At 62.9% G+C, this 18,568-nt stretch carries 20 protein-coding genes; 8 read left to right on the top strand and 12 right to left on the bottom strand.

Going from position 1 to position 18,568, the window contains the following annotated elements:
* Positions 1–72: 72 nt before the first annotated feature.
* From NSO95_RS10860 to NSO95_RS10870, 3 genes are all read left to right on the top strand, one after another.
* On the top strand, positions 73–1,005 hold the full coding sequence (locus NSO95_RS10860) for a DUF2807 domain-containing protein (RefSeq protein WP_257596256.1): 933 nt from the start codon (positions 73–75) through the stop codon (positions 1,003–1,005).
* Positions 1,006–1,043: 38 nt separating this feature from the next.
* Positions 1,044–1,769, top strand: a complete 726-nt coding sequence (locus NSO95_RS10865) for a head GIN domain-containing protein (protein WP_257596257.1) — start codon at positions 1,044–1,046, stop codon at positions 1,767–1,769.
* Positions 1,770–1,836: 67 nt separating this feature from the next.
* The gene (locus NSO95_RS10870) at positions 1,837–2,175 is read left to right on the top strand and encodes a hypothetical protein (RefSeq protein ID WP_257596258.1); all 339 of its coding nucleotides are present in this window, start codon (positions 1,837–1,839) and stop codon (positions 2,173–2,175) included.
* A 3-nt stretch (positions 2,176–2,178) separates the two neighbouring features.
* Here the strand turns inward: NSO95_RS10870 and NSO95_RS10875 are convergent, their stop codons facing one another.
* Positions 2,179–3,141, bottom strand: a complete 963-nt coding sequence (locus tag NSO95_RS10875; protein ID WP_257596259.1) for an L-threonylcarbamoyladenylate synthase — start codon at positions 3,139–3,141, stop codon at positions 2,179–2,181.
* A gap of 18 nt (positions 3,142–3,159) precedes the next feature.
* Here NSO95_RS10875 and NSO95_RS10880 point away from each other — a divergent pair, with 18 nt between their 5' ends.
* Positions 3,160–4,935, top strand: a complete 1,776-nt coding sequence (locus tag NSO95_RS10880; protein WP_257596260.1) for an acyl-CoA dehydrogenase family protein — start codon at positions 3,160–3,162, stop codon at positions 4,933–4,935.
* Positions 4,936–4,938: 3 nt separating this feature from the next.
* A complete protein-coding gene (locus tag NSO95_RS10885) occupies positions 4,939–5,706 on the top strand; it encodes an ATP-binding protein (RefSeq protein WP_257596261.1) in 768 nt (255 codons plus the stop codon).
* A gap of 13 nt (positions 5,707–5,719) precedes the next feature.
* Here NSO95_RS10885 and NSO95_RS10890 read toward each other — a convergent pair whose 3' ends face one another.
* Positions 5,720–7,180, bottom strand: a complete 1,461-nt coding sequence (locus tag NSO95_RS10890; protein ID WP_257596262.1) for a PQQ-dependent sugar dehydrogenase — start codon at positions 7,178–7,180, stop codon at positions 5,720–5,722.
* Between the two features lie 61 nt (positions 7,181–7,241).
* Here NSO95_RS10890 and NSO95_RS10895 point away from each other — a divergent pair, with 61 nt between their 5' ends.
* Both NSO95_RS10895 and NSO95_RS10900 read left to right on the top strand, forming a co-directional pair.
* Complete coding sequence (locus NSO95_RS10895; protein WP_257596263.1) at positions 7,242–7,724, top strand: GAF domain-containing protein; 483 nt, start codon at positions 7,242–7,244, stop codon at positions 7,722–7,724.
* Positions 7,725–7,837: 113 nt separating this feature from the next.
* Positions 7,838–8,755: a YMGG-like glycine zipper-containing protein gene (locus NSO95_RS10900; RefSeq protein WP_257596264.1), complete on the top strand. Its 918-nt coding sequence runs from the start codon at positions 7,838–7,840 to the stop codon at positions 8,753–8,755.
* Positions 8,756–8,869: 114 nt separating this feature from the next.
* Here the strand turns inward: NSO95_RS10900 and NSO95_RS10905 are convergent, their stop codons facing one another.
* The 8 genes from NSO95_RS10905 to NSO95_RS10940 all read right to left on the bottom strand — a co-directional run bounded on the left by NSO95_RS10905 (position 8,870) and on the right by NSO95_RS10940 (position 15,707).
* The gene (locus NSO95_RS10905) at positions 8,870–9,838 is read right to left on the bottom strand and encodes a ParB/RepB/Spo0J family partition protein (RefSeq protein WP_257596265.1); all 969 of its coding nucleotides are present in this window, start codon (positions 9,836–9,838) and stop codon (positions 8,870–8,872) included.
* Positions 9,835–10,611, bottom strand: a complete 777-nt coding sequence (locus NSO95_RS10910) for a ParA family protein (RefSeq protein WP_257596266.1) — start codon at positions 10,609–10,611, stop codon at positions 9,835–9,837. The genes NSO95_RS10905 and NSO95_RS10910 overlap by 4 nt, the downstream gene beginning before the upstream one ends.
* Positions 10,608–11,207, bottom strand: a complete 600-nt coding sequence (rsmG, locus tag NSO95_RS10915) for a 16S rRNA (guanine(527)-N(7))-methyltransferase RsmG (RefSeq protein WP_257596267.1) — start codon at positions 11,205–11,207, stop codon at positions 10,608–10,610. The genes NSO95_RS10910 and rsmG overlap by 4 nt, the downstream gene beginning before the upstream one ends.
* A 59-nt stretch (positions 11,208–11,266) precedes the next feature.
* Positions 11,267–13,123, bottom strand: coding sequence for a tRNA uridine-5-carboxymethylaminomethyl(34) synthesis enzyme MnmG (gene mnmG, locus NSO95_RS10920; RefSeq protein WP_257596268.1), 1,857 nt, complete (start codon positions 13,121–13,123; stop codon positions 11,267–11,269).
* 102 nt (positions 13,124–13,225) lie between these two features.
* Positions 13,226–14,500, bottom strand: a complete 1,275-nt coding sequence (gene mnmE, locus NSO95_RS10925) for a tRNA uridine-5-carboxymethylaminomethyl(34) synthesis GTPase MnmE (protein ID WP_257596269.1) — start codon at positions 14,498–14,500, stop codon at positions 13,226–13,228.
* A 22-nt stretch (positions 14,501–14,522) separates the two neighbouring features.
* Positions 14,523–14,789 carry a DUF6489 family protein gene (locus tag NSO95_RS10930; RefSeq protein WP_257596331.1) on the bottom strand — a complete coding sequence of 89 codons (267 nt, stop codon included), beginning with the start codon at positions 14,787–14,789 and terminating at the stop codon, positions 14,523–14,525.
* Between the two features lie 82 nt (positions 14,790–14,871).
* Positions 14,872–15,315, bottom strand: a complete 444-nt coding sequence (locus tag NSO95_RS10935) for a hypothetical protein (protein ID WP_257596270.1) — start codon at positions 15,313–15,315, stop codon at positions 14,872–14,874.
* Entirely contained in the window at positions 15,315–15,707 is a 393-nt protein-coding gene (locus NSO95_RS10940) for a BLUF domain-containing protein (RefSeq protein ID WP_257596271.1), read from the bottom strand. The genes NSO95_RS10935 and NSO95_RS10940 overlap by 1 nt, the downstream gene beginning before the upstream one ends.
* A 181-nt stretch (positions 15,708–15,888) precedes the next feature.
* Here NSO95_RS10940 and NSO95_RS10945 point away from each other — a divergent pair, with 181 nt between their 5' ends.
* Positions 15,889–16,290: a nuclear transport factor 2 family protein gene (locus NSO95_RS10945; RefSeq protein ID WP_257596272.1), complete on the top strand. Its 402-nt coding sequence runs from the start codon at positions 15,889–15,891 to the stop codon at positions 16,288–16,290.
* Here NSO95_RS10945 and NSO95_RS15360 read toward each other — a convergent pair.
* A complete protein-coding gene (locus NSO95_RS15360; protein ID WP_257596273.1) occupies positions 16,287–17,243 on the bottom strand; it encodes a 2OG-Fe(II) oxygenase in 957 nt (318 codons plus the stop codon). The two genes, NSO95_RS10945 and NSO95_RS15360, sit on opposite strands and share 4 nt — an antisense overlap.
* 7 nt (positions 17,244–17,250) lie before the next feature.
* Entirely contained in the window at positions 17,251–18,516 is a 1,266-nt protein-coding gene (gene rho / locus NSO95_RS10955) for a transcription termination factor Rho (RefSeq protein ID WP_257596274.1), read from the bottom strand.
* Between the last annotated feature and the right edge of the window lie 52 nt (positions 18,517–18,568).

Below are 18,568 nucleotides of genomic sequence, written 5' to 3' on the forward strand. Positions count from 1 at the left end.
TTTTCGTTGGCGGGATTGAAGAGGGCCGCATAGTGTATTATATCACCAATACGCACATGCTGGAGATCCCCCATGCTGAACGACATCTTCAAATCCCTCGGCCCGATCATCGCTGCGACCGTGGCCGGAAAATTCGACCGTGGCGAGTTCCGTTTCGACAATGGCAAGTTCCAGTTCGGCGGAGACTGGGAAGGTGTTCCGCTCGATGAGATTGACCTGACGCAAACCGCCCCGGACAAGATTCTCGTCCTTGGACCGGCCGCTGTCAGGATTGCCAAGGGCGAAACCTTCCGCATCCACGCTGCCGGGGAAGGCGCCGATAGCCTCCGCTTCTCGCTGCGGGACGGCAAGCTGGTCATTGCCCGGCGCGACGCGGGATCGGATGGAACCGAGACAGCGAAAGTCGATCTCACACTTCCGGCTCCGCGTTCGCTGGCGGTTATGGGATCGGGTTCGCTCGAAGCCGGTTCCCTGACAAGCGAGGCGAAGATCAGCGTGGCGGGATCGGGTTCGATCCGGCTCGAAGAAATCGACTGCGAGCGCCTCCGAGTCAATCTCATGGGTTCGGGACACCTGCAGGCGACTGGCAAGGCCGCGAAACTGAAGCTGGTCTCGGCAGGTTCGGGTGTATCCGACCTGGCCGGGCTGGAGGCAGGCAAGGCGCGGCTCTCCGTCACCGGTTCCGGATCGATCCACCTTGCGAGCGACGGCGAAATCGTGGCGAAGATGATGGGTTCGGGCAATATCACGGTCCTTGGCCGCGCACGTTGCCAGGTTCAGTCAATGGGTTCGGGGAGGTTCAATTGCGTCCCTCGTGACGGAAGCGACGACGAAGGTGAAGCAACCGCTGCCCCTGCGCCTCCCAAACCTCCCAAGCCTCCCCGATCTCCCAAGTCAGGGAGCAATGCCGCAAAGCCGCGCAAGCCCGCCAAGACCAAGAAGCCGGCCAAGGTTGCGAAGCGGGCGACCAAGTCTCGAAAGGCAGCGGAGGAGAACGCGAAATGACAAAGGCTTTCACGAATAGGCAGGCTCGGAAGCCCATCTTGAGCAGACTCGTTGCCCCAGTCGCATTGATCGGGCTCGCAGGGACGCTCGGCGCATGCGACGGTCACATCACGATCAGTGGCGAGGAAGGCGTGCCTCTTGCCGAGCTCGATACGTCCGGCACTCCGCCAACCGGTTTGGCCCTGCTTGGTCCTGACACTGTCATCATCAGCGAAGGCGAAGCACTTGCGATCGAGACTGAGGGTGACAAGGAGGCGGTGGCGGCGCTGCGCTTCACTCTCGAGGATGGCGAGCTTGGGATTGCACGCGCAAAGGGTAAGGGCAACGGGATCGGTACCGCTATAGTGCGCGTCACCATGCCTGCTCCCGAAGATCTCGACATGCTCGGCTCGGGCAGGATCGAAGCACCCGCGATGGCGAGCGATGCCAATATCAATATCGGCGGCTCTGGGGCAATCGCAGTCGCGCGGTTGGTTGCGACCAAGCTCGACCTCGCCATCCTGGGGTCAGGTTCGGTAACGGCGAGCGGCACGGTGGAGGAGCTCAATATCGAGATGGCGGGCTCGGGCAGCGCAAAGCTCGCGGGGCTCAAGGCCGGCAAGGCAAATGTCGATGTGATCGGCTCGGGCAGTTCGGCATTCGCATCGGACGGATCAGTCGATGCCAATATCGTTGGTTCTGGCGACGTTGCCGTGACGGGCAGCGCGACGTGCGAAGCCAACAAGGTTGGTTCGGGTACACTTACCTGCACATCCGGCCAATAGAGTCGCGACGAATTCAGACCCGGCTCAGGGTCAGATGTGCTATGGCCGCGTGTGGAAGGAGTATTCCATGCGCGGCCTTTCGCTATTCCTAGTGACCGCAACCGTACCGCTGCTGGGCGGGTGCCTTGCCAAGGCGGCAGCCGATATCGTTACTGCACCTGTTCGCATTGCGAGCGGCGCGGTCGATCTCGCCACCACCAGCCAGTCCGAAGCCGACGAGAAGCGCGGACGGGAAATTCGCGAGCGAGAGGAGCGGCTGGGGAAACTCGACCGCCGCTACAGGCAGCTTGACGAAGACTGCACCGACGGGGATCGTAGCGCTTGTCTTGAAGCGCGCGAAGTCTGGGACGAGATGGAAGAGCTCAATCGAACCATACCGGCAACGCCGCCACCGCGTGACGATTGACGCTCAGCTCGGGGCTGCGGCCCGGCGCAGGCGGTCGTTGATCGCGATTCCGATGCCCTCGTGAGGAATCGGAGCAATCGCAATGACGGGCCTGGTCGATCGAGCGGCAAAATGGAGACAGTCGTAAAGCCGTGCTGCTGCTTCGTTGAGATCGCCCGTGGCCGATAGCGTGCAATCCCCTGCCACCCCACCGAATCCGATCACAAATTCGTCCGCCGAAAAGTTTCCGGCATCGAGCCGGACAGGCTTACCCGGCGAATAGTGGCTGGCGAGCTGGCCCGGGGCTTCAATCCCGCTTGACGTCTTGGCGCGATTATAAGGCGTACCCCAATAGTGTTCATGCAGGCGATCAAGATCGACCGGGCCAGTGCGGAGCTCGGCCCAGGTGTCGTCGTGCCGGATCGCCACAATGGTCGACTCGATGCCCTCGGAGCACGCGAACCCGGCGTCGAGAATCAGATCGATCCGCCCATCGAGCGTTGCAGCGACATGAGTGGCAGTCGTCGGGCTGACAAATCCGCTGCGATTGGCCGAAGGGGCCGCCAACGGAAAATCACAGGCGGCCAATAGAGCCTGCATTGCTGTATGGTCAGGGCTGCGCAGTGCGACAGTGGATAGCCCGGCGGTCACGGCTGGTGCCAGATCGGCGTCCGCCCGCTTCGGCACAACCAGCGTGAGGGGTGCCGGCCAGAACGATTCGGCCAGGACCCTCGAGGTAGTCGGCAGATCGCCCAAGCGCTCGGCGTGCGCGGCGTCGCGGACGTGCACAATCAGTGGATTGAAGCTTGGCCGCCCCTTCGCAGCGTAAATCTTCGCCACTGCGTCAGTCCGGTCGGCGCGTGCTGCCAGCCCATAGACCGTCTCGGTGGGAACCGCGACCAGACCGCCACTCTCGAGAATCGCCGCTGCGCGGGCGATTCCCGCCGCATCGGCCGATAGCGTTTCCGTAGCGTTCTTGCCGCTCATGCCCGCCCGCTATAGGTGATGGGCAGCAATGCCAAGAGGACTCGACAGCCCGTGACACCTTTCGCCCCCGCCACTCAAGACCAGCTGCTCGCCATTCGCGTCAACGCGGGCATTGCAGAACTTGCGCAAAGCGAGCGCTTCGCCGCCGCCGAGGAGGACATGGTCGAGGCAATCGTCGAAGGTGTCGGCCAGTTTGCAGCCGGCGAGTTCGCGCCATTGAACCGCATCGGCGACCTCGAAGGGGCTGTGCTCGAAAACGGCGTGGTGCGCCTTCCTGCGGGCTTTGCCGAGGCTTATGCCAGCTATGTCGAGCAGGGCTGGAACGCGATCGCATCCCCGATGGAATTTGGCGGCCAAGGCCTGCCTTTCACTCTCGCCTGCAATGTGCTCGAGAACCTCGGAACCGCAAACATGGCCTTCAACCTGTTGCCGATGCTCTCGGTCGGTGCGATCGAGGCGCTGGAGCATCACGGCAGTGCAGCGCTGCAGGCAAAATATCTGCCCAAGCTCGTGAGCGGCGAATGGTCGGGGACGATGAACCTGACCGAACCGCAGGCCGGTTCGGACGTTGGCGCGCTGCGCGCTACCGCCGTTCCGATCACCGAGGGCGAGCATGCTGGCAGCTACCGCATAGCCGGGCAGAAAATCTACATCACCTGGGGTGAGCATGAGCTGGCCGGGAATATCATCCATCTGGTGCTCGCGCGCCTGCCCGACGCACCGGAAGGCAGCGCGGGTATCTCGTTGTTCGTGGTCCCCAAATACCATGTGAAAGCAGACGGTTCGCTCGGGCCAAGGAACGACCTGCGCTGCGTCAGCCTCGAGCACAAGCTGGGCATCAATGCCTCGCCGACCTGTGTGATGTCCTACGGGGATAATGGCGAATGCATTGGCGAACTGGTCGGCGCCGAGAATCGCGGTTTGATGGCGATGTTCACAATGATGAACAATGCGCGGATCAACGTCGGCAACCAGGGAGTCCAGATCGGCGAGCGCGCGCTCCAGCAGGCCATGCATTATGCCCGCGAAAGGGTGCAATCGGCGCGCGCCGGATCGCCCGACCGCGCTCCGGTCGCGATCATCGAGCATCCGGACGTGCGCCGTATGCTGCTGCGAATGAAAGCGCTGACCGAAGCGGCGCGCGCCTTGCTGTACTACACTGCAGGCCAGGTCGACCGCGGAACGCTGGGCAACGACACCGCGAAGCGCCGGGGGGATGTGCTGGTGCCGATGGTCAAGGCCTGGGGCACCGATACGGGCATAGAAATCGCCGGTTTGGGCGTGCAAATCCATGGAGGGATGGGCTTCATCGAAGAGACCGGCGCGGCGCAGCACTATCGCGATGCACGGATTGCGCCGATCTATGAAGGCACCAACGGCATCCAGGCGGCCGACCTTGTAACCCGCAAGCTCGGCTACGATGGCGGCGGTATCTATGCCGCGCTGATGGCCGACATTGCGCGGGACTGTGTCGAGGAGCCTGCACTGGTCGCCTTGGCGCAGGATTGCACCGCCATCGCTGAATGGATGCGAGACACGGCCTCGCTCGATGACCGGCTAGCCGGGAGCGTGGCGTTCTGTACCATGTCGGCGGTGGCTGTCGCGGGATGGCAGATGGTGCTTCAGGCGCGTGCCGTCGCAGCGGGCAGCGCCCCGGCGCTTGCGGCGACCAAGCCGGTAACCACGCGCTACTTTCTCGACCATGTCGTTCCGGAGACGAGGGGCCAGAAAGCCGCTGCAACGGGCGGTGCACGGCTCCTCTACGCATTGAGCGCGGAACAATTGGCCAGCTAGCGGATGAATTCGGCTCGCGCTACAGACTGGAGCTCCGCGCCGGCCTATGTCTGGGACGGCACTGCGGCGCGCTCCATCGACGCGATCATTGCGCCGCCGCTCGAACTGCTGAGCGGGATCGACGCGCAAAAGGAGCGGGTCCTGGCCAATGTCTCGCGCCATGCGCAGGGGATCGCGGCGCATGACATTTTGCTGTGGGGCAGCCGCGGGATGGGGAAATCCGCGCTGATCCGGTCGGCGGTAGCGCATCTGGGTGCGGGCAAGCTTGCGCTGGTCCAGCTTTCGGCCGACCGCCTCGAGTCACTCCCCGCCCTCTTTGTCGAGCTGCGGGACATCGATCGGCGCTTCTGGCTGTTCGTGGACGATCTCGGTTTTGCGCCCGGAGATCTCGCCGGACCGCGCCGTTTGCGCAGCCTGCTCGAAGGCGGGGTCGAAGCGCGACCCGAGAATATCCGGCTGGGGGTAACCACCAATCATCGGTCCATTCTGCCACGCGAGCTCGATTCCGGTCATTCGCCGCGCCATGAGCGCGACGCGGCGGATGACGAGCTCGCACTGGCCGACCGCTTCGGCCTTGTGCTCGGCTTCCACGCCTGTGACCAGGACACCTATCTCGGGATCGTCGCGGGCTATGCCCAGTATTTTGGGCTCGATATCACGCCTGAGGGCGCACTCCTATGGGCGAAACAGCGCGGAGCCCGCTCGGGCAGGGTCGCGTGGCAGTTCATCGTCGAATCCGCCGGCAGGGAGGGAATGCGCCTTCCCGGCTGACGGATCGGCAGACTCACTCGATCGGCATGGCCACCGTTCTGGCGAATTCGTCGGTAAAGGCATCGCGCGGATCGCCCCTGAGTTCGCTCTGAGGCTTGAGCGGGGTCGACTTCACGCGCACGATCGGCGGTGCAGGTTTCGCCTTGGGATCGACCACCCGCCAGATAATCCCGGCGGTATCGTCGCTTACCAGCAGCGCGCCGCCCTTGTCCCAGGCGACCCAGGTCGGGCGGCCGCGTGTCTTGCCGTCTCCGGTCAGGAACCCGGTCAGCACCGGAACCGGCTTGCCCAAGGGATTACCCCGTTCGTCGAAGGCGACGAAAACCACATCGTAGCCCGAAGCCGGGATTCGGTTCCACGAGCCGTGGCGCGCAATGAAGGCGCCGCGCGCGAAAGGTTCGCCCATCCGGTGCCCTTGTTCGGTAAAAGCGAGGCCCAGCGCGGCAACATGCGGACCAAGCGCGAATTCCGGCTTTCGCGCATAGCTTGCGACATAGGTCGGGATGGGCCCCGCGACGCGGCGGTCGGCATTGTTGCGCCAGTAGAGCCACGGCCAGCCATATTGCGCGCCGACCGGTACATTGGTCAGGTAGTCGGGCACCAAATCGGACCCTAGCATGTCGCGCTCGTTTACCGTCGTCCACAGCTCGTCGCTCCACGGGTTCCAGTCGAGCCCGTTGGCGTTCCGTAGTCCCGCGGCGAAGATACGGCTGGTGCCCTGGTCGACCTTGTATTCGTGGATCGCCGCGCGCCCGACTTCCTTGTCCATGCCGTTCTCGGCGATATTCGAGGCCGAGCCGACTGCGATATAGAGCTTCTTTCCGGTCGGATCGAAGGCGATATTGCGCATCCAGTGGTTGCCGGCCGCGGGCAGGTCCATCAGCTTCTTCGGCTTGGCCGTAATCTTCGTTGCGCCCGGCGCGTAGGAGAAAGAAACCAGGCTGTCGTGGTTGGCGACGTAGAGAACACCGTCCGCCCATGCGATGCCCGATGGCGAAGACAGGTCCGAGGTGAGCACGAAGCGCTGCTCGGCTGCCCCGTCACCGTCGGCGTCGCGGAGCAGCACGAGCTGGTTGGGCGATGCGCCTCCAGCACCGGCACGCGACATGAGTTTCTCGGCGATCCACGCGGTTATGCCACCGCCATCGCCCTTGGGCCCGCGGGTCAGGGTTGCGAGGATATCGCCATTGGGCAGCGCGTAGAGGACTCGCGGATGCTCCAGCCCGTCTGCGAAGCGCGTCACGGTCAAGCCTTGTGCGGCTTCGGGCTTCTCGCCCTTCTTCCAGCCGATCGGTTCGGCAATATTGACGGTCGGAATGATTTCGCTGTTGGGCGATTCGAGCACCGGCTTGGTCCCGGTTACATCCTCGAGCGCAAGCCCCGCCGTGTCGCCCCGGGTCAGCCACCAGCCGAAGCCGGCGAGGACAAGGACGAAGACCAGCAGGGCGATGAGGAATTTGCGCAGTTTGCTCATGCAGCCACGAATAGGCGTTGGGAGGGCTTGCGGCAATGGGATGCGCGCCTAGATGTGCCGCATGTTCGAATTTTCCGCCGATCCCGATTTGCCCAAGCCCGAACGCTATCGCCAGCTAAGCGAGGCCGCATCGGCCCTGATCGAAGGCGAGCCGGATTCGGTCGCCAATATGGCCAATATTGCCGCGCTGATGTGGGAGTTCTTGCCCGGCATCAACTGGGCCGGTTTCTACCGCATGGTCAATGGCGAGCTCGTGCTGGGCCCGTTTGTCGGCCGCCCGGCCTGCATCCGGATTCCTCTCGGCCATGGCGTTTGCGGAGCGGCAGCGGCTTCGGGCGCAACACAGCTGGTCGAGGACGTCCACAGTTTCCCCGGACATATCGCCTGCGATGCCGCCAGCCGGTCCGAACTTGTCGTCCCGGTAAAACGCGATGGCAGGGTCATCGCGGTGATCGATATCGACAGCCCCGAGCTCGCCCGTTTCGATCAGGAAGATGCGGCGGGGGTCGAAGCGCTCGCAGTGGCGATCGTCGACTCGATCTGACGGTTTCGCCCCGAAACGGGACAACGCAAGCAAGGCCCGCGACCTCAAGCGCTTGAATGGTATATTTTCCCTTAACGCCGGGAATCTGCCGGGCCGCGCAAGGGGAAGAAACGATGACCAGCCGCCACTTATTCGCTCTGGGGACAGCCGGACTGGCAGCCGCCGTCGCTTCGACGGCAGCGGCGCAACCGGCGATGACCTACGAAGGAAGCGGGTACGAATACGCCGTGCCTGTACCCAAGACTGCTCAGCCGGTGATCTATCAAAGCCAGCCGGTGGTGCAGCCACTTCCCCCTCAGGCCGGATACTCGTGGACCGAAGCGGCCGAGGCCGAAGCCGGGGCAGACTACGAAGACGGCGCATATCACGACCAGTACTTTGAGGATCGCCATCCTGCTCCACCCCACCACCAGCAGTACTACAACGGGCCTGCCGAACAGACCTATCGTCACGCCCCGCCGATGCCGGCTGCGTTCGACCGGGATGCATGGCTCGACGAGTGCCGCGAGGTCTATCGCAGCAGCCAGAGAGGCGGCAGCGGCGGCGCGGGCGGCGGCATTCTTGGCGCAATTGCCGGGGGCGTGATCGGCAACCGCGTTGCGGACGGGGACCGTCTTGCCGGCACCTTGATCGGGGCTGGCGTCGGCGGACTGGCCGGGCTCGCGATCGGTTCCGCTATCGATGCGGCGACCCGCAAGGACGACGCGCGCGAGTATTGCGAGTCCTATCTCGACCGGTACTTGGCGGGCGGCTCCAGCCACCATGGCACCTACCCTGCGGGTGCTTATCCCTATGGGCATGCCTACTATGGCCAGGCTTATTACCCGGTGCCGATGATGTATGTTCAGGTCATGGTGCCAGTCGAACGCCGCGCGATTATTCGCGAATACGTTGAGTATGTGGACGAGCCGGTGACGGTTTACGAGGAGGTCGTGGTCGAGGAAGTTCGCGAGCGCGCGGTCCCCGCACCTTCCAAGGCGATCCCGATCAAACGCGCGCCGGAGCCGACGAAATACATCAAAAACGACTGAAAAGTCACGACTATTCCGGGAATATAGGAAGTTGCGCCGCGCAAGTCCTGCGCGGCGCACTTGATTTTGACTGCCGAGTTCGTGGCCTACGTCACTCTCAGCTGCGCAATCTGGTCAGATATCGCCGCCCGTGAGTCGCTGGCAGATCAAGTCGAGCTGGTCGAGCGTGCGATAGCGGATCGTCACCGCCCCGGTACGCGGGTCGGTATCGGACTTGATTCGCACCGAAAGCCCGAGGAACTCCTCGAGATGTGCCTGGACCGCGGCGATATCCGCATCCTTGGCCGGATCGCGCGACGACCTGGGGTGCCGCACGCCTTCCGCAGCCGCGCCGCCTTTGCGAGCAAGCCGCTCGATTTCTCGGACCGAGAGTTTCTTCGTCACCGCAGTTTTTGCTAGCTCCGCCGCATCGTCATGCCCGACCAGCGCGCGGGCATGACCCATGCTGAGTGAGCCGGAAACGACCAAATCGAGCACGGCCTCCGGCAGGCCGAGGAGCCGCTGGAGATTGGCCACATGACTGCGCGACTTGTCGACCAGCTTGGCGATCTCGGCTTGCGTCATTCCCTCTTCGTCCGCAAGTCTTTGATATGCCTGCGCTTCTTCGATGGGATTGAGGTCTTCGCGCTGGATGTTCTCGATCAACGCCAGCGCCATAACCTCGCGCTCTTCGAGCTCGCGCACCAATGCGGGAATCTCGTGCAGCCGCGCTTTTTGTGCCGCACGCCAGCGGCGCTCGCCAGCCACCAACTGGTAGCGCCCATTTGCCAACGGCCTGACGATGACCGGCTGGATCACGCCGCGCGCGGCGATCGATTCCGCCAGTTCCTCCAACGCTTCCTCGGCAAAATGTCGGCGCGGCTGACCCGGATGCGGCTCGATCGCTGAAACCGGTAGCGAGGCCAGTCCGCTGCTGGGTGTCGATATCGATCCCGCAACGTTTGACGTGCCGCCTGTGACCAGCGGTTCTTCACGCCGGCTTTCACCCATCAGGGCCCCTAGCCCCTTGCCCAACCGCTTGGGTTTCTCGCTCTGGTTGCGCAGCGGCACCGAGAAACGGATCGGGTCGGTCGGGTTGCTCATGCCGCTTTCCTCTGTTCGGGCAGACGTCCGATGAGTTCGCGGGCCAGCGCGATATAGGCGCGGCTTCCGGTGCAGTTGTGATCGTAGATCAGGGCCGGCAAGCCGTGGCTTGGCGCTTCGGACAGGCGCACATTGCGCGGGATAACCGATTCGAACACCAGATTGCCGAGGCAATCGCGCACGTCGTCCGCCACCTGGTCGGTCAGCCGGTTGCGACGGTCGAACATGGTCAGAGCGATCCCGATTATGCCCAGGTCGGGGTTGAAGCGCTGCTGGACCTGCTCGACCGTTTGCAGCAGCTGGCTAAGACCTTCCAGAGCGAAGAATTCGCATTGGAGCGGGACCAGCAATGTGTCGGCCGCCCCGAGCGCATTGAGCGTCAGCAACCCGAGAGAAGGGGGACAATCGATAAAGCAGATATCGTGTCCGCGATGCTGCCTCAGTGCCGAACCCAAACGATGCGTACGGTTTTCAACCGACACGAGCTCGACTTCAGCGCCGCTCAGGTCAACTGTAGCGGGAATGAGGTCGAGCCCGGGTATCTCGGTCGCATGGATGCAGTCTTGGATGGAGCGTTCGTCAATCAGCACATCATAAGTGGAGCTTTCACGGTGTGCGGCATCGATCCCGAGCCCTGTGGAGGCATTCCCTTGCGGATCGAGATCGACCAGTAGGGTCCGCCAGCCGGTCGCCGCCATAGCGGTCGCGATATTGATCGCCGTGGTGGTTTTGCCCACCCCACCCTTCTGATTGGCGATGGCTATGGTGATCATGCTTTCCCTCCATCAAGCCGGACGAGCGCCGTCTTGGTCAGATGTCCGACGACGATACCTGCCTCCACATCGGTTACCGACTGTTTCACGTGAAACATCTGCTTGAGCCGCTTCGGCAGTTCCTCGACTTCCTGCGCCGCAGAGCGTCCCTTGGGCAACAGCCATAAGGTGTCGGTTGTGGAGAACCTTGCGGACAGATCGAGGATACGGCGCAATGGGGCGAAGGCGCGTGCGCTAATTGTCCCGGCATGAAACGTAGTGACGAGCTCCAGCTTCGACCCCTCGACCCGGCAATTGACCAGCCCAAGAGCTTCTACCATGGCTCCCAGCCACGCGAATCGCTTGCGGCGCGATTCGACCAGCACAACAGGCATATCCGGACGCATTGCTGCAACAACGATACCTGGCATTCCGGGGCCGGAACCGAGATCGAGCCATGGCCCGTCGCCTGCCTTGCCCTCAGGGGCAAGAGCGAGCAACTGCGCACTATCGGCGATATGCCGTTGCCAAACGATCGCCTCGGTCGGCCTGGATATCAGGTTTTGCCGCGTGTTTTCCTCGAGCAGAAGAGCAACGAAGCGATCGAGCCGCTCCATCGCCTCGAGATCGCACAAGGATTCGACGTAGCTGCGCGCCGATGTCTCGTCGTATATCTTCATGCTGCCAACTGTTCACGCCGGCGCGCGTGGACCAGAAGTGCGGAAAGGGCCGCCGGGGTTATGCCGGAAACTCGCCCGGCGGCCGATAGATCCTCCGGCATCGCCTTGCTCAAGCGCTCGACCATCTCATTCGAAAGGCCCGGGACCTGCGCATAAGGGAAATCAGCCGCCAACTTCACGCCGGTGCTCGATCGCAGGTCACGCAACTCGGATTCCTGGCGTTCCAGATAGGGGGCATAGGCAGCGTCTTCAGCCAATTCTTCGGCAATATCCCGTTCCACGTGGAACATTGGCGGGAGCCAGGTCGACAAGGTGGCGAGGTCGATCCCTCCGTAGCGCAGCCATTCACGCAGTGGACGATGCCCGGCGTCGCGCCGCACTTCCACTCCTTTCCCACCCAGGTCGGCTGCAGTCACAACCGAACCGAGTGCGTTCGCCATCTCCTCGCGCAAAGCGTCCCGCCGCTCAAACCACGCGTCACGCTCAGACCCGAGGCAACCGGCATCCCTCGCCATAGAGGTCAGCCGGGTTGTCGCGTTGCTTGCACGCAACCGAAGCCGATACTCGGCACGAGAGGTCAGCATCCGGTAGGGTTCGCTGACCCCGTGCAGCGTGAGATCATCGACCATCACCGCGATATAGCTATTCGCGCGGTCGAGCGGTGCAGGGTCGCGACCCATGACCGCGGCGGAGGCATGCATTCCCGCCACCAGCCCTTGGGCCGCAGCTTCTTCGTAACCTGTGGTGCCGTTGATCTGCCCCGCACAATAGAGGCCCGGAATCTCGCGCAACTCGAGACCCTTGGTGAGCGCGCGCGGATCGATATAATCATACTCGACCGCGTAGCCAGGCACTTCCATTTCCACCCGCTCGAGCCCGTCCATCGTGCGCAGCATAGCAAGCTGGACATCGGCCGGCAGCGATGTGCTGATCCCGTTCGGATAGACCATGTGGGTCGACAAGCCTTCTGGCTCGAGAAACACCTGATGCCCGTCGCGATCACCGAAGCGGTGGATCTTGTCCTCTATCGAAGGACAATAGCGCGGGCCCTGCGCATCGATCGCCCCGCTGAACAGCGGCGACCGATCGAGATTGGCGCGGATGAGATCATGGCTCCGGGCGTTGGTGCGGGTTATCGCGCAGAACACCTGCGGGTTGCGCCGCTGTCGCACCATCGGGGACATGGTCCAGTCCTCGCTGTCCGAAGGCTGCTCCTCAAGCTTCGCCCAGTCGATCGTCCGCCCGTCGAGCCGGGGCGGCGTTCCTGTCTTTAGCCGTGCCATCGGCAGATCGGCTCCTCGCATCTGTGTCGCGAGCTTTTGTGCGGAGGACTCGCCGATGCGCCCTCCGGTCAGTCGTTCCTCGCCCCGAAACAGTGTGCCGCCGAGGAATGTGCCGGTACAAAGAACTACCGCTTGAGCGGTTACGCTCGTCCCGTCGGCCAATCGCAAGCCAGCAGCTCTTCCACCATTGAGGAGAAGCTCGGCCACCTCCCCTTCGATCACCGTAAGGTTCGCCTGAGCGGCAACGATTCGCTGGACCTCAGCCTTGAACAACGACCGGTCGGCCTGCACCCTCGGGCCCCAGACAGCGCTCCCCTTCGAACGGTTGAGCATTCGATAATGGATCGCTCCCGCATCCGCAGCGCGAGCAATGACTCCATCGAATGCATCGACCTCTCTGACAAGATGGCCCTTGCCCAACCCGCCAATCGCCGGATTGCAGCTCATCGCACCAATCGCCGAGGCATCGAATGTCACGAGTCCTACGCGTGCGCCCATCCGGGCCGCCACGCAGGCAGCCTCGACCCCGGCATGACCGCCGCCAACAACCAAAATCTCCAAGCTGTGCATGCGACGGCGCTTAACCAAGAGCGCGATTCAGGTCAAAGCAAAGCATGTTTCACGTGAAACATGTCGCAGCGCGAGCGAGCAAACGTTCCACCTGAAACAATCCTATTTGCCGATACAAAATCGTCCAAATAATGCGTCGAGCATATCCTCGGTCGAGGTGCGCCCGATCATGTCATCCAACATCCGCCGGGCGTATCTCAAGTTCTCGCCGATGATCAGAAGATCCTGTGATTCTCCCATCGCCTCCAGCGCGGAATGGAGTTGGCTCATCAGAGCATGCTGCCGCGCGTTGAGCGCAACGCTGTCGGGCGACGGCATGGCCACGCGCGCATGGTCGATCAACGCGCCCCGCAGGGCCGCGATACCTTCGCCGCTCACAGCGGAGACATGAAACGCGGCGTTCGGATTGCCATGCCCACCATCGAGATCGTACTTTGTGGCAACTTCCCAAGAACCCTGTGGGCCCTCTCCCTCCGCCCCCAGCCACAGCACGCAATCGGCTTGCGCCGCCTGCGCGCGCGCGCGCGCGATCCCGATAGTCTCGATCGCGTCGTCACTGTCCTCGCGCAAACCGGCTGTATCGACGAAGGTGAACGGCAACCCACCAAGCGATACCGAACGTTCGAGCACATCGCGGGTTGTGCCGGGGATCGGGGTAGCAATCGCCGCCTCTTCCTCAATCAAGGCATTGAACAGACTTGACTTTCCGGCGTTGGGTGGCCCAGCGAGCACGACCCTGAACCCCTCACGCAGCTTTTCGGCCCGCGGTTGTTCGAGCCATGAGCCGATTTCACCCGCCAACCGTTCGACCGCATAAACAAATCCGGAATCCAGGCCACCGACATCGCCTTCATCGGAGAAGTCGAGCGCGCTCTCGACCTGCGCGGAAAGGCCAAGCACCTCTTCGCGCCATAACTCGACCTGTTGCGAGAGCGCTCCCCCCGCCAGCGCGACGGCATGGCGCCGCTGCAGTTCGGTCTCCGCCTCCAGCAGATCGGCCAGACCCTCCGCCTCGGCAAGATCGATCCGACCGTTGGCAAACGCACGACGGGTAAACTCACCCGGCTCGGCCTTGCGCAATCCCGGCAAGGCACCCAGTGCACGTTCGACTGCCACAACCACCGCAGCTCCGCCGTGGAGGTAGAATTCGGCGGTGTCTTCTCCAGTCGCACTGTCGGGGCCGGGAAACCAGATAACCATCGCACGATCCAGGACATCGCCGCTCGCATCGCGCAGCACCCTAAGCCTCGCCTCCCTCAGTCGAGGACGCGAACCGGCGAGTGCTTCGAGCGCGTGACACGCGGCTGGCCCGCATACCCGCACTACGGCAATGGCTGCGGGGGGCCGCCCGCTCGATAGCGCGAAGATCGTATCCATAGCCGTCAGCGGGCGGCGCTCATTAGTCCGACTTGCCCTTGCCGCTGCGTGCCGAACCCATGCCGGCCGAAGCCGCGCCCTCGACGAAATTCTGGAACAGCTTCATTCCGATCTGCCCCATCGGCGCGAGATGCTTGGCATATTCCTGCAACTGGTCGGGGCTCGATACGCCCTTCATCGCCTTGGTGATGGTATCGACATAGACCGCATTGGCCCTATCGACATCGGGCAGACCCATGAAGGTCCGGGCCTCTTCAGGCGTACAATCGATCTCGATCTGGACCTTCATCGTCATTCCTCCCTCGTTCGGCCTACAAGTCGCTATGTGGGTCGCCTGGAGCTGTTCGGCAAGCAACAAGCTCACATTCGCGTCAGGCTGGCTTCGGCGAGAGAAAATAGTCTGGGCGTCCCTGCGGATTGACCGGAACCCCAAGCACAGCGAAAGGCACCTGCAACAGGACCCAAAACGGCAACGCACCGGCCGCGATGCCCGCGCCGATCGTCAACCCGGCAATACTCAGCGGCAGGGCAAGAAATCGCAAGACAGCCCGCCGGGCACCATAGCTGAAAGACCAGCTCGCTTCGACACCGGCCTCGCGCAGCAGTTCGCTGGCCGCAGCATGCTCGCCCGCCGCGACATACAATCGATGGCCCCCGAGTGCGAGCGAATTGACTTCAACCGAAGCGTGCCAGAAGCCGCCGATATGCACGTGGATGCCATTGGCCTCGATCATTGAAACCAGGACTGCAGCCTCGACTCGCGAAACGACGATTGCCACCAGCGCCAGGCAATCGTCCGCTGCGCTTCCCGTCATCAATTCAGCGCCGCAAAATTCAGCATGATCTCGCGCAAGGCCGGGTCGAGTGCGTCCGGCAGCTCGCTGTCGAGCGCCGCCCGGCGCTGGTCGAGATCGTCAACCAAGCGGATATGCCGCATCAGCCAGCTTGGGCAGGCCCGCTCGTCGACCGCGCGATCCGCTAGCCAGCTTACCCCGCTGTGGCGTGGATCGCTGCCGATCTTGCGCATGACCCAGAACAGATCGCTCGCCTCGCCTTCGAGCAATTGCAGAAAGTTGCGTCCGTTGTAGAGCAGCAGCCCGGTCACATTGCGCACACGGTTGTTGCGCTGGCAGGCCTCGAGGATGTGCTCGATGGCCGCGTTGTCGAGCCCCCCGGCTGTGCTGATATAGAGATACTGGCGCAGCATGGAGTTCGAATAGCGCAAGTCCGCCGAAACGCAATAAGAGCCATGTTGGCAGCTATTTCAATGCATTGGCCGGGCAAACCCCGTAGCGAGACGCGGCGAGCCTTCCCGCAGGGGATTCATCCTCTGGACTTGCGCCGACACGTGGTGCCAAGCATGCAGCAACCTTGAGAGGAGTGATGGAATGAGTGCAAAGATCGGTCTCGCCCGCTGGCACGAAGCGATCAGGTCTGGCAGCGATCCCGCGGCGCTGGCCGCGATAATCCGCGAGGATGCCGTGTTCCATTCGCCGGTGGTGCATACCCCGCAGGTCGGTCGCCCGATCGTGGTCGCCTATCTCTCCGCTGCTGGGCAAACGCTCGGTAACGAGAGCTTCGCCTATGTCCGCGAGCTGGTCGACGGGAATGACGCGATGCTCGAATTCACCACCGAAATGGAGGGCATTCACGTCAACGGCATCGACCTGATCCGGTTCGACGACGACGGGATGATCGCCGAGTTCAAGGTGATGGTTCGCCCGCTGAAGGCGGTAAACAAGGTATGGGAGATGATGGCCGCGCAACTCGAACAGGCGAAATCGGCCTAGCGCGCCGTCTCCGGCTCCCACGGGTGGTAACGCCGCTGGCGAATCCACCGAGTCGCGATCCACTTCTCTCCGGCGGTAACCGGCAGGCCGGCATGCTCACTGGCAGGGTCGGATCGTCCGTCAGGCAGGGTGTTGGCAAACAGCAGCATATCGCCCTCGTTGCCCCGCACTTCGAGCCCAATCTGCGGAAACGCCGTTTCGCCGCCTTCAAAGCCCTGATTGCAGAACAGGATCGCGGTCAGCTTCCGCTGGTTCGAGACCCCCGGTAAGGCATCGACATGCGCGCGGTATTGCTGACCCGGCGTGTAGCGCAACACGTGCAGCGGTTCGGCCCATGCATATTCGGTGCCGGTCAGTCTCGCTATGCGCCGGTTGATGCGATTGATCACCAGGTTCTCGCCCAGCGGGCCGAAGCTCATCCCGGTCGAGGTGCGCACCGGGTGCGGAATGCGCCGCCCGCTTGCAGGATCGATCACGAATGAAGGTTCCAGCAAAGGCTCGGCCAGTTCGCGGATCGAACGACTTTCGACCGGAGCCAGCACCCCGCGATAGATCCGAACGAGCGGTGTCTCGGACAAGGTTTCGAAGCGGATATCCTGCGGTTCGACGACCTGCTCGAGCACCCGCATCTGCGCCTCCGCGAAACCGACGTTGGACCGCAAGCTTTGAAGCAACTCGCGTGCACGCTCGGGATTCTCCGAACAGCCCGTGCCGGTGGCATAGAACGTGGTCAGCGCCATCGACGCCTGCGCCATTCCTGCCGCCGAAGCGCGCTCGAGCCAGGCAACCGCCCCTGCGACATCGAGTGGAACGCCTTGCCCCTGCAGCTTCCATTGCGCGAGGCAGAATTGCGACCACGTATCGCCCCCCGCCGCCTCACGCTCGACCAGCGCAACAGCATCGGCCTGCCGGCCGGCCCCGATAAGCGCGCGAACCTGCTGTTCGATCGCCACGCGAGGATTACTGGTTCATGGTAGCGAAGAAGTCTTCGTTGGTCTTCGAATCCTTCATCTTGTCGAGCAGGAATTCCATCGCATCGATCGTGCCCATCTGCATGAGAATCCGGCGCAGGACCCACATCTTGGACAGCTTGTCCTTCTCGACCAGCAGTTCCTCCTTGCGGGTGCCGCTCTTGCCCACATCGAGCGCGGGGAAGATGCGCTTGTCGGCGACCTTGCGGTCGAGCACGATTTCCGAGTTACCCGTGCCCTTGAACTCTTCGAAGATGACTTCGTCCATCCGGCTGCCGGTATCGATCAGTGCAGTGGCGATGATCGAAAGCGACCCGCCTTCTTCGATGTTGCGCGCGGCGCCGAAGAAGCGCTTGGGGCGCTGGAGGGCGTTGGCGTCGACACCGCCGGTCAGCACCTTTCCGCTGCTCGGCACCACGGTGTTGTAGGCACGGCCGAGGCGGGTGATCGAATCGAGCAGGATCACGACGTCGCGCTTGTGCTCGACCAGCCGCTTGGCCTTCTCGATCACCATTTCGGCGACCTGCACGTGGCGCGTGGCAGGCTCGTCGAAGGTCGAGGAGATCACCTCGCCCTTCACGCTGCGCTGCATGTCGGTGACTTCCTCGGGCCGCTCGTCGACCAACAGCACGAGAAGGAACACTTCGGGATGGTTGTCGGTGATCGCCTTGGCGATGTTCTGCAGCAGGACGGTCTTGCCGGTGCGTGGTGGGGCGACGATCAGCGCCCGCTGGCCCTTGCCCTGCGGCGAGATGATGTCGATCACCCGCGCGCTCTTGTCTTTCACCGTCGGGTCGAGCGTATCGAGCGAAAGCTTTTCGTCGGGATAGAGCGGGGTGAGGTTGTCGAAATTGGTCCGCAAGCGCACCTGGTCGGGATCCTCGAAATTGACGCTCGCAAGGCTGGTCAGCGCGAAATAGCGCTCACCTTCCCGCGGTGCGCGAATCTCGCCTTCGACCGTATCGCCGGTCCGCAGGCCCCATTTGCGGACCTGGTTCGGTGAGACATAGATATCGTCCGGGCCGGCAAGATAGTTCGCCTCGGGGCTGCGCAGGAAGCCGAAGCCGTCCTGCAGCACCTCGATCGTGCCGATGCCCATGATCTTTTCGTCATATTCCTCGTCTTCGGCCAGCTCGCGCAGGATGCTGAACAGCAGATCCTGCCGCCGCATGGTCGAAGCGCCCTCGACGCCGAGTTCTTCGGCCATGCTGACGAGCTCGGCCGGGGTTTTTGCTTTGAGTTCTTTGAGATGCATAATTCGAGTCCAGAATGGAGAATGGCCGGCAGGTCATGGGGCTTGGAGAAAG

The organism is Parerythrobacter lacustris, from assembly GCF_024626475.1.
Lineage (GTDB): Bacteria > Pseudomonadota > Alphaproteobacteria > Sphingomonadales > Sphingomonadaceae > Parerythrobacter_A > Parerythrobacter_A lacustris.

What these genes read in the sequence shown, in the direction of transcription:
- NSO95_RS10860 (WP_257596256.1), top strand. Translation starts at nt 73, where the DNA reads ATGCTGAACGACATCTTCAAATCCCTCGGCCCGATCATCGCTGCGACC.
- NSO95_RS10870 (WP_257596258.1), top strand. Translation starts at nt 1,837, where the DNA reads ATGCGCGGCCTTTCGCTATTCCTAGTGACCGCAACCGTACCGCTGCTG.
- NSO95_RS10875 (WP_257596259.1), bottom strand. Translation starts at nt 3,141, where the DNA reads ATGAGCGGCAAGAACGCTACGGAAACGCTATCGGCCGATGCGGCGGGA.
- NSO95_RS10880 (WP_257596260.1), top strand. Translation starts at nt 3,160, where the DNA reads ATGGGCAGCAATGCCAAGAGGACTCGACAGCCCGTGACACCTTTCGCC.
- NSO95_RS10885 (WP_257596261.1), top strand. Translation starts at nt 4,939, where the DNA reads ATGAATTCGGCTCGCGCTACAGACTGGAGCTCCGCGCCGGCCTATGTC.
- NSO95_RS10890 (WP_257596262.1), bottom strand. Translation starts at nt 7,180, where the DNA reads ATGAGCAAACTGCGCAAATTCCTCATCGCCCTGCTGGTCTTCGTCCTT.
- NSO95_RS10895 (WP_257596263.1), top strand. Translation starts at nt 7,242, where the DNA reads ATGTTCGAATTTTCCGCCGATCCCGATTTGCCCAAGCCCGAACGCTAT.
- NSO95_RS10900 (WP_257596264.1), top strand. Translation starts at nt 7,838, where the DNA reads ATGACCAGCCGCCACTTATTCGCTCTGGGGACAGCCGGACTGGCAGCC.
- NSO95_RS10905 (WP_257596265.1), bottom strand. Translation starts at nt 9,838, where the DNA reads ATGAGCAACCCGACCGACCCGATCCGTTTCTCGGTGCCGCTGCGCAAC.
- NSO95_RS10910 (WP_257596266.1), bottom strand. Translation starts at nt 10,611, where the DNA reads ATGATCACCATAGCCATCGCCAATCAGAAGGGTGGGGTGGGCAAAACC.
- rsmG (WP_257596267.1), bottom strand. Translation starts at nt 11,207, where the DNA reads ATGGAGCGGCTCGATCGCTTCGTTGCTCTTCTGCTCGAGGAAAACACG.
- mnmG (WP_257596268.1), bottom strand. Translation starts at nt 13,123, where the DNA reads ATGCACAGCTTGGAGATTTTGGTTGTTGGCGGCGGTCATGCCGGGGTC.
- mnmE (WP_257596269.1), bottom strand. Translation starts at nt 14,500, where the DNA reads ATGGATACGATCTTCGCGCTATCGAGCGGGCGGCCCCCCGCAGCCATT.
- NSO95_RS10930 (WP_257596331.1), bottom strand. Translation starts at nt 14,789, where the DNA reads ATGAAGGTCCAGATCGAGATCGATTGTACGCCTGAAGAGGCCCGGACC.
- NSO95_RS10935 (WP_257596270.1), bottom strand. Translation starts at nt 15,315, where the DNA reads ATGACGGGAAGCGCAGCGGACGATTGCCTGGCGCTGGTGGCAATCGTC.
- NSO95_RS10940 (WP_257596271.1), bottom strand. Translation starts at nt 15,707, where the DNA reads ATGCTGCGCCAGTATCTCTATATCAGCACAGCCGGGGGGCTCGACAAC.
- NSO95_RS10945 (WP_257596272.1), top strand. Translation starts at nt 15,889, where the DNA reads ATGAGTGCAAAGATCGGTCTCGCCCGCTGGCACGAAGCGATCAGGTCT.
- rho (WP_257596274.1), bottom strand. Translation starts at nt 18,516, where the DNA reads ATGCATCTCAAAGAACTCAAAGCAAAAACCCCGGCCGAGCTCGTCAGC.